Annotated in this window: 11 protein-coding genes, 1 tRNA gene and 1 pseudogene; 8 read left to right on the top strand and 5 right to left on the bottom strand. The window is 73.1% G+C overall.

What is annotated here, in order from left to right; all coding sequences use genetic code 11:
- The first annotated feature begins 17 nt into the window (after positions 1-17).
- The 4 genes from ACWEN6_RS18210 (at position 18) to ACWEN6_RS18195 (ending at position 2,748) form a co-directional block, all read left to right on the top strand.
- Positions 18-1,538, top strand: a complete 1,521-nt coding sequence (locus ACWEN6_RS18210; protein ID WP_452571244.1) for a DUF2510 domain-containing protein — start codon at positions 18-20, stop codon at positions 1,536-1,538.
- A 21-nt stretch (positions 1,539-1,559) separates the two neighbouring features.
- Positions 1,560-2,156 carry an oligoribonuclease gene (gene orn, locus ACWEN6_RS18205; RefSeq protein WP_354928674.1) on the top strand — a complete coding sequence of 199 codons (597 nt, stop codon included), beginning with the start codon at positions 1,560-1,562 and terminating at the stop codon, positions 2,154-2,156.
- Between the two features lie 71 nt (positions 2,157-2,227).
- Positions 2,228-2,303, top strand: a tRNA-His gene (locus tag ACWEN6_RS18200).
- A gap of 202 nt (positions 2,304-2,505) precedes the next feature.
- Positions 2,506-2,748: a helix-turn-helix domain-containing protein gene (locus tag ACWEN6_RS18195; protein ID WP_354928671.1), complete on the top strand. Its 243-nt coding sequence runs from the start codon at positions 2,506-2,508 to the stop codon at positions 2,746-2,748.
- Positions 2,749-2,986: 238 nt separating this feature from the next.
- Here ACWEN6_RS18195 and lat read toward each other — a convergent pair whose 3' ends face one another.
- Both lat and ACWEN6_RS18185 read right to left on the bottom strand, forming a co-directional pair.
- A complete protein-coding gene (gene lat, locus ACWEN6_RS18190; protein WP_452571243.1) occupies positions 2,987-4,297 on the bottom strand; it encodes an L-lysine 6-transaminase in 1,311 nt (436 codons plus the stop codon).
- 152 nt (positions 4,298-4,449) lie between these two features.
- Entirely contained in the window at positions 4,450-5,052 is a 603-nt protein-coding gene (locus ACWEN6_RS18185; RefSeq protein ID WP_452571242.1) for an HdeD family acid-resistance protein, read from the bottom strand.
- Between the two features lie 156 nt (positions 5,053-5,208).
- Between ACWEN6_RS18185 and ACWEN6_RS18180 the strand changes: the two genes are divergently transcribed.
- Positions 5,209-6,414, top strand: a complete 1,206-nt coding sequence (locus ACWEN6_RS18180) for a M20 metallopeptidase family protein (RefSeq protein ID WP_452571241.1) — start codon at positions 5,209-5,211, stop codon at positions 6,412-6,414.
- A 169-nt stretch (positions 6,415-6,583) separates the two neighbouring features.
- On the opposite strand, the pseudogene ACWEN6_RS18175 reads toward ACWEN6_RS18180, so the two are convergent.
- Both ACWEN6_RS18175 and ACWEN6_RS18170 read right to left on the bottom strand, forming a co-directional pair.
- Positions 6,584-6,685: pseudogene (locus ACWEN6_RS18175) on the bottom strand (PAQR family membrane homeostasis protein TrhA); the annotation flags it as partial.
- Between the two features lie 35 nt (positions 6,686-6,720).
- Positions 6,721-8,274, bottom strand: coding sequence for a penicillin-binding transpeptidase domain-containing protein (locus ACWEN6_RS18170; RefSeq protein ID WP_452571240.1), 1,554 nt, complete (start codon positions 8,272-8,274; stop codon positions 6,721-6,723).
- A 62-nt stretch (positions 8,275-8,336) separates the two neighbouring features.
- On the opposite strand from ACWEN6_RS18170, the gene ACWEN6_RS18165 reads away from it, so the two are divergent.
- Positions 8,337-9,188: a spermidine synthase gene (locus ACWEN6_RS18165; protein WP_452571239.1), complete on the top strand. Its 852-nt coding sequence runs from the start codon at positions 8,337-8,339 to the stop codon at positions 9,186-9,188.
- A 15-nt stretch (positions 9,189-9,203) separates the two neighbouring features.
- Here ACWEN6_RS18165 and ACWEN6_RS18160 read toward each other — a convergent pair whose 3' ends face one another.
- Positions 9,204-9,995 carry a class II aldolase/adducin family protein gene (locus tag ACWEN6_RS18160; protein ID WP_452571238.1) on the bottom strand — a complete coding sequence of 264 codons (792 nt, stop codon included), beginning with the start codon at positions 9,993-9,995 and terminating at the stop codon, positions 9,204-9,206.
- 180 nt (positions 9,996-10,175) lie between these two features.
- Here ACWEN6_RS18160 and ACWEN6_RS18155 point away from each other — a divergent pair, with 180 nt between their 5' ends.
- A complete protein-coding gene (locus ACWEN6_RS18155; RefSeq protein ID WP_452571237.1) occupies positions 10,176-10,961 on the top strand; it encodes a TetR/AcrR family transcriptional regulator in 786 nt (261 codons plus the stop codon).
- Positions 10,958-13,669: a PEP/pyruvate-binding domain-containing protein gene (locus ACWEN6_RS18150; RefSeq protein WP_452571236.1), complete on the top strand. Its 2,712-nt coding sequence runs from the start codon at positions 10,958-10,960 to the stop codon at positions 13,667-13,669. Before ACWEN6_RS18155 ends, ACWEN6_RS18150 begins: the two co-directional genes overlap by 4 nt.
- Positions 13,670-13,776: the final 107 nt, after the last annotated feature.

Raw genomic sequence — 13,776 nt, 5'->3', positions numbered from 1 at the left:
GTCACTATTCTGACGACATGACGCAGACCCCCGCCGGCTGGTACCCGGACCCATACGGATCACCGCAACTGCGGTGGTGGGATGGCACGCAGTGGACCGACGCCACCCACCCCCTGGAGGCCTCATCGGGCCAGGCCCCGGTGACGACCGGCCAGTGGAGCCGGCCGGAGGGCACGCCCCAGCAGGGCGCGGGGTCCGCGCCGGACGACTCCTCCCAGGCGTCCCAGGCGGGCGGCTCCCCGCCGGGCGCCGGCACCCCGCAGGAAGCGCCCCCGCAGCCGGGGACCGGTCCGCAGGCGGGGCCGCAGACGGGGCCGCAACCTCACCTGGGCGCGGGCGGCACCGGCCCGTACCCGCGGCCCGGCGCCACCGGTCCCCAGCCGCAGCCCGGGGCGATCGGCGGGCAGCAGGGCACCGGGCCGTACCCGCAGCCGGGCGCGCCCGGCCCCGGGGGACAGCAGGGCACCGGGGCGCACCAGCAGCCCGGCGCCTTCGCCCCGCCCGGCGGGCAGCCGCAGTTCGGCGGGCCGGGCGGCCAGTACGGGCAGCCGGCGGGCCAGTACGGTCAGCCGACGGGTCCGTACGCCCAGCCCACCGGCGCCTACGGCCAGCCGGCCGGGCAGTACGGGCAGCCGGGACAACCAGGGCAGCCGGGTCAGCCGGGCCCGTACGGCGGACCGCAGCAGTGGGGTCCTCCCGGGGCCACGGCCCAGATGCCGGTGCCGGAGTTCGGCCCGCAGGGGCCCCCGCCGCCGAAGAAGAGCCCGCTGCCGTGGGTGCTCGGCGGCGGCGCCGTCGCGATCCTCGTGGTCATCGCCCTGGTGCTCGCCTTCACCTTCGTCAACCGCGACGGCACCCCGACCGCGGCGTCCACGCCCCTGCCGAGCGAGACCGCGGAGCCGTCGGCCCCGGCCACCGACCCGCCGCTGGACACCCCGACCCCGGATCCGAGCGTCACGGACTTCCCGGCCCAGCTGCCCCCGCCGAAGGGCGACACCATCACCGACCCCCGCAACGGGCTGTCCTTCACCTTCCCCGGCGGCAAGTGGTCGGTGCCGACGTGGGCGGAGCTGAACGGCACCGGCCGGCCCGACCCGCGCTTCCCGCTGTGGACCAGCGGTTACCAGGCCACCTCGCAGAAGAACTACGACGGCCAGGACCACGACTGGGTGGGCACGGTGACGGTGTGCACGCTCCCCCAGGTCTTCGACTACTCGGGCCCGAAGGACCTGCGCAACGCGGCCGGAAGCTTCCTGATCAACTACGAGAAGGTCTTCTACAGCCCGCCGCACAAGCGCAAGATCGTCAAGGACGAGAGCTTCGAGGTCAGCGGCAAGAAGGCGTGGATGCTCAGGTTCGAGATGGACTTCACGCCCGAGGCCAAGAAGGCGGGCTGGGACTTCAAGAAGGAGCACGGGGTGATCGCCCTGGTGGACCAGGGTCTGGGCAAGCGACCTTCTGTCCTTTACGCCTCCGTACCCGACAATTTGGACACATCGCTGATCGATCGCGTACTGGACTCTCTCAAGGCCTCATGACCGGGCACTACGCTGAGCATTATGAGTGACCTGTTGGTCTGGATCGACTGTGAGATGACCGGGCTCGACCTCGGCCATGACGCGCTCGTCGAGGTCGCGTGCGTCGTGACCGACGGCGAGCTGAACCAGCTGGACGAGGGCATCGACGTCGTCATCAAGCCGCCGCAGGAGGCGCTTGAGCAGATGTCGGAGGTCGTGCGGCAGATGCACACCTCCTCCGGCCTGCTCAGCGCCCTGGCGGACGGCGTGACGCTCGCCGAGGCCGAGTCGCTCGTCCTGGCGTACATCCAGCGGCACGTGCAGGAGCCGAAGAAGGCGCCGCTGTGCGGCAACTCCATCTCCACAGATCGCTCCTTCATCGCGCGCGACATGCCGGCCGTCGACGCCTACCTGCACTACCGCATGGTGGACGTCTCCTCGGTGAAGGAACTGGTCCGCCGCTGGTATCCACGGGTCTACTTCGCCTCCCCTGCCAAGCAGGGCGGCCACCGGGCGCTGGCCGACATCACCGAAAGCGTGCAGGAGATGCGCTACTACCGCGCCGCCGTCTTCGTGCCGCAGCCGGGCCCCGACACCGCCACCGCACGTGAGGTGGCGGAGGCCATAACCGGATCTTGACGCGGCACGGCACCAGAACCCCCCAAAGCCCGCTACACTTTTCCTGTGCCGCGGCGATGACCGCGGACATGGTGGGTGTAGCTCAGTTGGCAGAGCGCCAGGTTGTGGTCCTGGATGTCGTGGGTTCAAGTCCCATCACTCACCCCAGCGGTCGATGGCCGGTCCCTCTCGGACCGGCCATCGCGCTTTCGCGGCATCACCGCCCTCTCCATCGCTTTCGCGGAAAGTGAGCATTTCTCGGACTGGCTGGCCCCCAAAGGCCGCGATGGCGGGCTATGCTCGCAAAAACCGCACACCGCCAGCGCGGGGGGCTCGGCGATCAGACAATGATTCGTGCCACGGAGGCCGGATGAGTGTCGATGACGCCACTTACAACGAGCACGCGCACGCCGGGCTGAGCAAACGCGAGGCCGAGGTGATGGACCTGATCGCGACGGGCCACTCCAACGGTGAGATCGCCCAGCGGCTGTTCCTGAGCGAGAAGACCGTCAAGAACCACGTGAACCGGATCTACTCCAAGCTCGGGGCCGACTGCCGGATGACGGCCATCGGCCTGTGGAAGGCCAACTCCCCCGCCCGCCCGCCCACCTGACGGACGAACGGCACGCCGGCCACGGGGAGGCGGCCGGCGTGGCACCCGCGGCCCGGCGTCGAGCAACACACCCCGCCCGCGACCAGCACGGTGACCAGAACGTTCACCGGGCGCGGTCCTCCATCCCGGCCACGTGCCACAGGTGATCGGCGCCGGGTCGGCGGGTCGTGGCACGGCGAGGCCGGCGCCGGCTACGGCGGACGACCCGGCGACGCTTCGCGGGCGGCCTGTCCGGTGGTCAGGCGGGCACGCGGAGGGCGTTCGGGGTGGTTTCGCGGACGGTGGTCAGAGTCCGGGTGAGCGCTGTCAGGCCGTGGGCGATCTCCTCCGCGGTGACCGAGAGGGCGGGGCGCAGCCGCACCGACCGCTCGCCGCAGGGCAGCACCAGCACGCCCTGGTCCTCGCGCAGCGCCCGGACGACATCGTCACGGCGGTCCGGCACGTCGAAGGCGCACATGAGCCCGCGCCCGCGCGCGGCGCGGACCAGGCCGGGGAACCCGGCCTCCAGCTCGCGCAGGCCGCCGAGCAGCCGTTCGCCGAGCTCCGCCGCGCGCGCGATGAGGCCGTCCCGCTCGATGATCTCCAGCATGCGGCGCGAGCGGACCATGTCCACCAGCCCGCCGCCCCAGGTGGAGTTGATCCGCCCGCTGACCTGGAAGACGTTGCCCGGCACCTCGTCCACCCTGCGGCCGGCCATGATGCCGCCGACCTGGGCCTTCTTGGCGAATGCCACGATGTCGGGGGCCAGGCCGAGCTGCTGGTAGGCCCATGGCGTGCCGGTGAGCCCGACGCCGGTCTGCACCTCGTCCATGATGAACAGCGCGTCGTGCTCGTGGCACAGGCGCTGGACGGCCAGCAGGAACTCCGGCCGCATGTGGTTGTCGCCGCCCTCGCCCTGGATCGGCTCGGCGATGAAGCAGGCGATGTCGTGCGGGTGGCGGTCGAAGGCCGCGCGCGCCTGGGCGAGCGCCCGCTCCTCGGCCGCCTCCACCTCGCCGAAGTGGATCGCGGGCACCTCGACGCGCGGCCAGTCAAAGATCGGGAAGCGCTCGGTCTTGACCGGCTCGGTGTTGGTCAGCGACAGGGTGTACCCGCTGCGGCCGTGGAAGGCGCGGGTGAGGTGCAGGACCTTGGTGCCCAGCTCGCGCGGGCGGCCGCGCGCCTCGTTGTGGCGGCTCTTCCAGTCGAACGCGCACTTCAGGGCGTTCTCCACGGCGAGCGCGCCGCCTTCGACGAAGAACAGGTGGGGAAGCGCGGGGTCGCCCAGCACGCGGGCGAAGGTGTCGGCGAAGTCGGCCAGGTGGCGGGTGTACATGTCGGAGTTGGCCGGCTTGTTGGCGGCCACCCGGCCGAGCAGGGCCAGGAACTCCGGATCGTCGTCGAACGGGTTGACGCCCAGCGGGGCGGAGGCGAAGAAGGTGTAGAAGTCGAGGTAGCGCCGGCCGGTGCCGGCGTCCACGATCCACGATCCCCGGCTCCGGTCGAGGTCGAGTTCGAAGCGGTAACCGTCGACGAGCAGGTGGCGGGCCAGCCGGTCGAGCACGCTCATGTGCCCTCCCCATGAGGAGCCTGTCCGATAGTCGGCAAGAATATTCCCGGCCACCTCCATGATTATGTGGAATTCCTCCGGTACATCCGGCTTACCACGCGGAATCATGCAGGACAGGCGGCCTCACGGCGGAACGGGCGACGGCGGAACGGTCAGACCGCGTGCGCGGCGGGGCCCGCGGTGCTCCCCCTGCGCGCGCTCTCGCGAACCCGGTAGGCCTGCAGCAGCAGCGAGGCGCCGTAGAGGATGGCGAACAGGCCGATCAGCCAGGTCAGGGCGAGGGCTCCGGAGGCCGGCCAGGCGAACAGCAGGATGCCGAAGATCACCGCGAGCACGCCGCTGACCAGGTACGCCCAGTCGGTCTCGCCGGCCTTGCGCCGGGCGACCGCGGCGACGATCTCCGACACCCCGATGACGACCGCGTAGGCGGCGATCAGGATGAGCAGGGCCAGCGCCGTGATGCCCGGCCAGACCCAGGCCACGATGCCGGCGACGATCGCCAGGACGCCCGAGATGGCCAGCCAGGTGCGCGAGTCGCGGGGATGGACGCCGCGGAAGGCCCCGAACAGGGCGAAGGCCCCGCTGACGATCGCGTACGCGCCGAACAGGATGACCAGCGTGAGCAGCGTGATCAGCGGCCACACGACGGCCAGGACGCCGAAGACGATCGCGCACGCGCCGCGCGCCGCCTGGACCCACCAGTGACGGCCCATCTCTGTCCAGTGACGGCCTGCCTCGCCGCTGACCTCATGCATGTCGAATCTCCCCCGTCGAGCTACCGTTCCGTTCCTATCCGGAAAGACCCTGGTAACAGACCAAAAAGTCGCCAAATGCTGTCTACCTGCCGCCAAGTCGGGCTATATCGTCTGAAGTCTCGGATGTATCGGTGAGGAACCTGGAGGGGATGCCCGGTGTCGCTCCGCGAAGCCGCCAAGGACCTGGGCGAGGAGCTCGTCCGGCTGCGCCACGCCCTGCACCGCGAGCCCGAGCTCGGCCTGGACCTGCCGCGGACCCAGGAGAAGGTGCTCGGCGCCCTCGCGGGACTGCCCCTGGAAGTGACCACCGGCGAGCGGCTCAGCTCGGTCACGGCGGTGCTGCGCGGCGGGCGGCCCGGCCCGACCGTGCTGCTGCGCGGCGACATGGACGCCCTGCCCGTCTCCGAGCGCAGCGGCGCCGCGGTGGTCTCGGCGCTGCCCGGGCGGATGCACGCCTGCGGCCACGACCTGCACACCACCATGCTCGCCGGCGCGGCCCACCTGCTGGCGGCGCGGCGCGACCGGCTCGCCGGCGACGTGGTGTTCATGTTCCAGCCCGGCGAGGAGGGCCAGGGCGGCGCGAAGATCATGATCGACGAGGGCGTGCTGGACGCCTCGGGACGGCGCCCGATCGCCGCCTACGCGCTGCACGTGATCAGCTCGGTGCTGCCGCGCGGCCTCTTCGTCAGCAGGGGCGGGCCGATCATGGCGGCGGCCGACCGGCTGAAGGTCACGGTGCGCGGCAGGGGCGGCCACGGGTCGATGCCGCACCGGGCCGCCGACCCCATCCCCGCCGCCTGCGAGATGGTCACCGCGCTGCAGACGATGGTGACGCGGGGCTTCGACGTGTTCGACCCGGTGGTGGTCACCGTGGGCAGCTTCCACGCCGGCACCGCCGACAACATCATCCCCGAGGAGGCGACGTTCGAGGCCACCGTGCGGTCGTTCTCGGCCGCCGCGCACGGCCGCGTCCAGGAGCGCATCCTCACGCTGCTCAAGGGCATCGCCGCCGCGCACGCCCTGGAGGTCGACGCGGAGTACGACGTCAGCTACCCGGTGACCGTCAACAGCGCCGCCGAGGCCGACTTCACCGGGGACACGGTGCGCGAGGTCTTCGACGAGCACCGTTACATCACCGCGCCCCAGCCGTTCACCGGCTCGGAGGACTTCTCGTTCGTCTGCGACCAGGTGCCCTCGGCCTTCGTCGCCCTCGGCGCCTGCCCGAACGGGGCCGACCCCGCGCGGGCGGCCTACAACCACGCGCCCGAGGCCGCCTTCGACGACACGGTGCTGCCCGACGGCGCGGCCCTGTACGCCGAGCTGGCCGAGCGCCGGCTCGGCCTCGAGGCGGCCACCGCCTGAGCGCGCCGTCCCCCTGCCGCGCCGCGGGCCGGGTGGGACGGCGGGGGTCGGGCGGGACGGCGGGGGTCGGGCGGGACGGCGGGGGTCGGCCACCGGGTCGGACGGCGGGGGTCGGCCACCGGGTCGGACGGCGAGGACCACCGGGCCGGACCGCGGCGTGGAGCATGGGTCAGGCGGCGGCGTAGACCACCAGCGAGACCGCGACGTACTGCACGACGTACGCGGCCACGGTGAAGGCGTGGAACACCTCGTGGAAGCCGAACCACCGGGGGTAGGCGGTGAGTTCCCTCACTGCACTGAACGGCCTCAGAGAGCGCCCAGGAAGCGGGCCGCCACGGTGGCCGCCGCCCCCGCCCCCGCGCCGCCGTGCTCGACGAAGACGGCGAACGCCAGGTCCCCGCGGTAGCCGACGAACCACGCGTGGTCCTCGCCCGTCCCCGTCTCGGCCGTGCCGGTCTTGCCCGCCACCCCGCCGGGCAGGGCGGAGCCGGCGGCCGTCCCCTCGGTCACGACGGCCGCCATCATGGACCTGAGCTGCGCGACGACCGGACCGGGCATGCGTCTCGGCTTCGGCCGGCCGTCGATCTCCAGGCGCTTGACGGCCTTCTCCGACATCAGCCGGGGCGGGCGCCAGGTGCCGTCCCGGACCGCCGCGGCGACCAGGGCCATGCACAGCGGGGTGGCCTGTACCGAGTTCTGCCCGATCGCGTCGGCGCCCAGCTCGTCGCGGTCGCCGGCCCTGCGCATCGTCCCGCACGTCCCCCCGATGCCCGACTTCAGGTCGCCGCCGAACCCCAGCTCCGTCGCCTCCCGCCGGAGCGCGCCGTCGCCCAGGCGCTCGACGGCGAGCCGGGCGAAGGTCGTGTTGCACGACAGGGCGAACGCCCGGCGGAGGCTGACCGTCCCGTGGTCCTGGTGGTCGTGGTTGGTGAAGGTGCGCCCGTTCGGGATGGTGTAGCGGGCGGGGCACGGCACCGGGGTGTCGGCGCTCATCCCGTCGCCGAGCAGCGCCGCCGCGGTGACGATCTTGAAGGTGGAGCCGGGCGGGGCGGGCTGGTAGAAGGCGCCCTGGCCGGCGAGCCGGTCGGCGACGGCGAGCACCTCTCCGGTGGACGGCCGCACCGCGACGACGGCCGCGGGCCGGTCGAGCCCGTCGAGCGCGCGGGCGGCCGCCGCCTGCGTCCACCAGTCCAGCGTCGTGCGGAAGGTCCGCTCGGCCGGCCGGCGGAACACCACGAGGTTCCTGGACCTGCCTGCCGAGGTGCCGGCCTCGATCGCCCACCCCGCCGACGGCGCGTCGTAGAAGTCGTCGACCTTGCCCGACAGGTCGCGGAGATAGGTCTCGGCGCCGCTGGCGTGCGGCAGCGGCCGTCCCTGCCGGGTCAGCAGTTCGGTGCCCGGCACCGGGATCTCCGCCAGGCGCAGCCGTTCACCGGCCGCGACGCCGGGGTGGAGCGTCTGCGGCGTCCAGACGACCTTCCACGCGCCGTCCCTGACGGCCAGATGGAGCACCGAGGAGAACCGCCACTGGCCGAGCTCGCCGATCTGCCGCACTCCCTCGAACGGCAGGTCGGCGGCCCGCTCGCCGTGCCGCACCAGCGTGCCGGGGGTCAGCTTGATCGACAGCACCTGCAGGTCGGTGCTGAGGCGGCGGTGCTGGTCCAGGAAGTCGGCGGGCGGGGAGAACACCATCTCCCTCATCGATGGCAAATTCTCCGCCGCCCAGGCGTCCAGGTAGGCCCGCCCCGCCGCCTCGGGGGTGCCGGTGATCCGGCGCGCGTCCAGCACCAGCGCCACCAGGGAGGCCGCGATGATGACGACGGTCACCCCGAAGAGAGCGAGCAGTCCTCGGCGGCGCATACGGTTCTCCCAAGAGTGCCGGGTATGGCACATCCCGATATATCAGAACCATGGGAGACCGTGTGGGGAAGCGTAAGGCCGAGGCGGGCCCCATGCCCGGCCGCTACCCGGTGGACATGGGCGAGGTCGAGCTGCTGCGCGACCTGGACCGGCCGCACGGCTGGCTGCTGAGCATGGCCGGGGTCCCCCAGTCGTACGTGGACCTGGAGGACCCCACCTACCTCGACTTCGAGTACGTCCGGCTGATGGCCGACGTGATCGACGCGATCCAGGAGGGGCCGCTGGACGTGGTGCACGTGGGCGCGGGCGCCTGCACCCTGCCCCGGTACGTCGCGGCGACCCGGCCCGGCTCGCGGCACATCGTGATCGAGCCGGACGCGGCGCTGGTGCAGCTCGTCCGCGACCAGCTGCGGCTGCGGTCGGTGCCCCGGCTGAAGGTGCGGGTGGCCGACGGCCGCAGCGCCGCCACCGGCCTGCGCGACGCCTCGGCCGACCTGTTCATCCTGGACGCCTTCAGCGGCGCGACGATGCCGGTGGACCTGGCGACCGCCGAGTACATGGGCGACATCGCCCGCGTGCTGAAGGACCCGGGCACCCTGCTGATCAACATCGCCGACGGCAAGGGGCTGGCCTTCGCGCGCCGCGTCGTCGCCACCGTGCGCGGCACCTTCCGCCACGTGGCGCTGCTGGCCGAGCCGGGCATCCTGCGCGGGCGCCGGTTCGGCAACCTCATCGTGACCGCCTCGGCGGCGCCGCTGCCACTGCGCGAGCTGACCCGCAAGGCGGCGGGCGGCCTCACCCAGGCCCGGTGCGTGTACGAGGAGGACCTGGTGAGGTTCGTCGCGGGCGCGGCGCCGATCAGGGACGGCGACGCGGTGCTCACCCCCGTCCCGCCGCCCGAGCTCTTCACCTGACGCGCCCGCCCGGCGTCAGTCGAACAGGTCGGGTTCGTCGCGGGCGATCTGGTCGTACAGCGGCTGGAAGTTGATCCACCCCACCAGGTCGTTGCCGATCTGCCCGTGGGTGAGCTTGGCGTTCTCGTGGGTGATCGGGACGACCTCACCGGCGGCCTTCGCCAGGAGCTGGGCCTGGCACGAGCGCTCCATGGTGACGAACCACCAGGCGGCGGCGTCCACCGAGTCGCCGACGGTCAGCAGGCCGTGGTTGCGCAGGATGACGGCCTTGTGCGAGCCCAGGGCCCGGGCGATCCTGCGGCCTTCCTCGGTCTCGACCACGACGCCGGTGTAGTCGTCGAACAGGCCGTGGTCCTCGTAGAAGGCGCACGCGTCCTGCGTGAGCGGCTCCAGGAGCCGCCCGAGCGACGACAGGGCCTTGCCGTGCACGGAGTGGCTGTGCGCGGCGGCCACGGCGTCCGGCCGGGCCTGGTGGACCATCGCGTGGATCGCGAAGGCGGCCTTGTTGACGTGGTAACGCCCCTCGACGACCTCACCCTGGTGGTTGACCAGGATCAGATCGCTGACCTTGACGTGTTTGAAGCTCATGCCGAAGGGGTTCACCCAGAAGTGGTCGAGGTGCTCGGGGTCGCGCGCGGTGATGTGGCCGGCGACGCCCTCCTCGAAGCCGAAGCGGCCGAACAGCCTGAGCGCCGCGGCCAGCCGCTCCTGGCGGTGGCGCCGCTCGTCGGCCACGTTCTCGAACTTCGGGGGTAGCCGGAAGGTCAGCTGCTCGCCGGGGACCGGACGCAGGTCCGAGAGGCTCATCTGGGTCTCCTCATTGCCCGAACATCTGTCGGTTACCACCCAGTATGGCCGTCGCCGCCCGGCCGGTGAAGGCCCTGCCGCCATCCGCCGGACGCGGCGGTTTGACCACGGGGACGACCGGGGCTTACCGTTCGATGACCAACCAATGACCAAATGAGCTTATCTGGTCATTCGTCCATCGTGAGTGAGGCCATGCCGTCCCCCGACACCGAACCTCGCGCCGGCCGAGGCGCTCCCCCCGGGCCAGGCCGTGAAGAACGCGCCCACCGCATCCTCGACGCCGCCGCCGAGCTGATCCTGCGCTGGGGATACGACAAGACGACCATCGACGACGTCGCCCGCACCGCGGGGGTGGCCAAGGGCACGATCTACCTGCACTGGAAGTCGCGGGAGGCACTGTTCGCCGCCCTGCTGCGCCGCGACCGCGTCGCCATGCTCGAACAGGTGCGCGCGGGCCTCGCCGCCGAACCCGGCGGCGCCACGCCCCGCTCCCTGTTCCGGCACCTCGCCCTGGCGGTCATGACCCGGCCGCTGATGAAGGCGAGCCTGCTGAGCGACGCCGAGGTGCTCGGCAAGCTGATCCGCAACAAGCCCACCGTGCAGACCGCCATCGCGATGCGCTCGCTGTCGGAGGTCTACCTGGGCGCGCTGCGCGAGCACGGGGCCGTCCGCACCGACCTGTCGGCGGTCGAGCAGGTGAACGTGATCACCGGCACCATGTACGGCTTCTTCATGATCACCCCGCGGATGCCGGAGGACCACCGGCTCTCCGGCGAGCGCCTGGCGGAGCTCCTCGCCGACACCCTGCACCGCGCCCTGGACGCAGGCCGCCCGCTCACCCCCGACCAGACGGCCGAGGCCACCGGGGCGGCTCTCACCTTCCTGGACGAGGCGCTGCGCGTGGCCCGTGAACGGCTCCGGCTGTCCCTGACGACGACCGACCTCGGAGAGGACTACCGACAGTGAGCGAGCCCCCTCTGGTGCTGCCCCTGGCCGACCCGGCCGCCGACCTGGCCCTCACCGGCGGCAAGGGCGCCTCGCTCGCGCGCATGGCCGCCGCCGGGCTGCCGGTCCCGCCGGGCTTCCACGTCACCACCGCGGCCTACGAGCGCTTCGTCGCCGGTGGGCTGCGCGAGGCCGTCCTGGCCGCCGTCGCCGCCGTCGCGAACCCTACCGCCGAGACCCCTGCCTCCGCCGGCCGCGCCGCCGGGGACCCCGTCAGCGGGGCCGCCGTGGGGTCGATGCCGTTCGCGGAAGCCGAGCGCGCGATCGGCGGGCTGTTCGCCGGGCGCGAGGTGCCTGAGCCGGTGAGCGCGGCGATCCGCGCGGCGTACGCGGCCCTCGGCGAGCCCGTGGTCGCCGTGCGCTCCTCGGCCACCGCCGAGGACCTGCCGGGCATGTCCTTCGCCGGGCAGCAGGAGACCTACCTGGGCGTCCAGGGCGAGGCCGCCCTGATCGACGCCGTCCGGCGCTGCTGGGCGTCCCTGTGGACCGCCCGGGCCATCGCCTACCGCGCCGGCAATGGCGTCGCGCACGAGGAGGTGACGATGGCGGTGGTCGTCCAGGAGCTGGTGCCCGCCGACGCGGCCGGCGTCCTGTTCACCGCCGACCCGGTCACCGGGGCGCGCGACCGCATGGTCCTCAACGCGGCGTGGGGGCTCGGCGAGGCCGTCGTCGGCGGCCAGGTCACCCCGGACACGGTGGTCGTGGCCCGGCCGGGCGGAGCGGTCATCGCCCGGCACACCGCCGAGAAGGCCGTGATGACCGTGCGCGCCGGAGCCGGCACCGCGGAGGTGCCGGTGCCCGAGGACCTGCGCGCCGCCCCGGTGCTGGACGCCGCCGCCATCGCCGCCCTCGCCCGCCTGGGCGAGCGCGTCGAGGAGCTGTACGGCCTTCCCATGGACGTCGAGTGGGCCCTCCACGCCGGGCGGCCGTCCATCCTGCAGGCCCGCCCGATCACCGCCCTGGAGGCCGCGGCGCCCGCGGACCTGTGGAACGACAGCCTCTCCGGCGACTACCTTTGGAGCAACGGCAACCTCGGCGAGGCCATCCCTGACGTGATGACGCCGAGCACCTACTCCTTCGTCGAGATCTTCATGTCCGGTGCGATGCGCACCTCGTCCGTCGCCGAGTTCCGCGCCTACGGGCGCATCGGCGGGCGCTTCTACATGAACCTCAGCCTGGCCATGACGCTCGCGGCGGCGTTCGGCCTGCGCAAGCGCTTCGCCATGTTCATCGAGCCGGTGTTCGGCAGGCTGCCCGCCGGCATGGACATCCCGACGGTGCCGATGTCGTGGTGGCGGATGGCCCGGTCGATCCTCCCGGCGGCGGTCGCGGTGAAGCGGGAAGTACGGGTCAACACCCGCCGGCTGCCGGAGTTCTTCGCCACGGCGCCGGGGCGGTGCGAAGCGCTGCGCGGACGCGTCGCGGCGGCACCCACGGCCGCCGCTCTGGCCGCCCTGTGGCGTGAGGAGCTCGGCCCGTACCTGCTCGAATGCTCGCACATGCTGGAGGCCGCCACCCGCCAGGACAGCGGGGCGCTCGGCCTCGGCCGCATACGGCTCGCCAAGCTGGTCGGCGAGTCCGAGGTCGCCGCGCTGAGCAGCGGCCTGCACGGCGGCGACTCCGCCCTGGCGAGCCTCGGCCCGCTCGTCGGCCTGGACCGGCTGTCTCGCGGCGAGATCGACCGCGACGCCTTCGCCCGCGAGTGGGGCCACCGGGGGCCGAGCGAGTTCGAGGTCTCCGTCGCGCGCCCCGGCGAGGATCCCCGGTGGATCGACGCCCAGCTCGCCGGCCTCCGCGAGGCGGAGCACGACATCGACGCGCTCCTCGCCCGCCAGAGTGAGCGGCGCGCCGCCGCGTGGCGCCGGCTGGCGGAAGGCCACCCGCGCCAGGTGCGGCGCGCCCGGCGCACGGTCGCGCGCATGACCAGGGCGCTCCGCGACCGGGAGGTGGCGCGCTCGGAGGTGGTCCGGGCCTTCTGGGCGGTGCGCGACTTCGTGCTGCGCGCCGGCGAGATCACCGGACATGGCGAGGACCTGTTCTTCCTGTCCGTCGAGGAGATCCTCGCCGTCCTCGACGCCCGCTCCCCCGGCGGCGGCGCCGGGCACGCGCCGGACGCCGGCAACGCCGGGGCCGCGCCTGGCGACGGCAGCACGGCGGACGGGGCGTCCGCGCTCGCGGCGGTCGCCGGACGGCGCCGGCTCCACGAACGCTACCGGGCGTTGCCGCCGTACCCCGCGCTGATCAGGGGCCGGTTCGACCCCTTCCGGTGGGCGGCCGACCCCGCGCGGCGCGGCGACGTGTACGACGAGCACGACCGGGAGGCGCCGGCGGCCGAGGCGGTGACCGGCTTCCCGGGCGCGGCGGGCGTGGTCGAGGGCCGGGCGCGGGTCATCGCGAGCGTGGAGGAGGGCGAGGCGCTCATGCCGGGCGAGATCCTGGTCACGACCGTCACCAACGTGGGATGGACGCCGCTGTTCCCGCGGGCCGCGGCCGTCGTCACCGACGTGGGCGCTCCCCTGTCACACGCGGCGATCGTCGCCCGCGAGCTCGGCATCCCGGCCGTCGTCGGCTGCGGCAACGCCACCGACCGGCTGCGCACCGGCGACCTGCTGCGCGTGGACGGCGAGCACGGGACCGTGGAGGTCCTCACGGCGGCCCGCCGCCCATAACGGCCCGGCAGAGGTCCGGACGGCGGCACGACGGCCGCGACAGGCCGTGACAGGCCGTGACAGGCCGTGACAGGCCATGGGGGCCGCACGGCGGCGGCCCCCGGTCG

The sequence above is a fragment of the Sphaerisporangium sp. NPDC004334 genome, from assembly GCF_053602655.1.
The sequence above is the reverse complement of the archived record's forward strand: the minus strand, read 5'-3'. Positions and strand labels throughout refer to the sequence as shown.

Excerpts from the sequence above, each read along its gene's own strand:
- ACWEN6_RS18210 (WP_452571244.1), top strand. The coding sequence starts at position 18 with ATGACGCAGACCCCCGCCGGCTGGTACCCGGACCCATACGGATCACCG.
- orn (WP_354928674.1), top strand. The coding sequence starts at position 1,560 with ATGAGTGACCTGTTGGTCTGGATCGACTGTGAGATGACCGGGCTCGAC.
- ACWEN6_RS18195 (WP_354928671.1), top strand. The coding sequence starts at position 2,506 with ATGAGTGTCGATGACGCCACTTACAACGAGCACGCGCACGCCGGGCTG.
- lat (WP_452571243.1), bottom strand. The coding sequence starts at position 4,297 with ATGAGCGTGCTCGACCGGCTGGCCCGCCACCTGCTCGTCGACGGTTAC.
- ACWEN6_RS18185 (WP_452571242.1), bottom strand. The coding sequence starts at position 5,052 with ATGCATGAGGTCAGCGGCGAGGCAGGCCGTCACTGGACAGAGATGGGC.
- ACWEN6_RS18170 (WP_452571240.1), bottom strand. The coding sequence starts at position 8,274 with ATGCGCCGCCGAGGACTGCTCGCTCTCTTCGGGGTGACCGTCGTCATC.
- ACWEN6_RS18160 (WP_452571238.1), bottom strand. The coding sequence starts at position 9,995 with ATGAGCCTCTCGGACCTGCGTCCGGTCCCCGGCGAGCAGCTGACCTTC.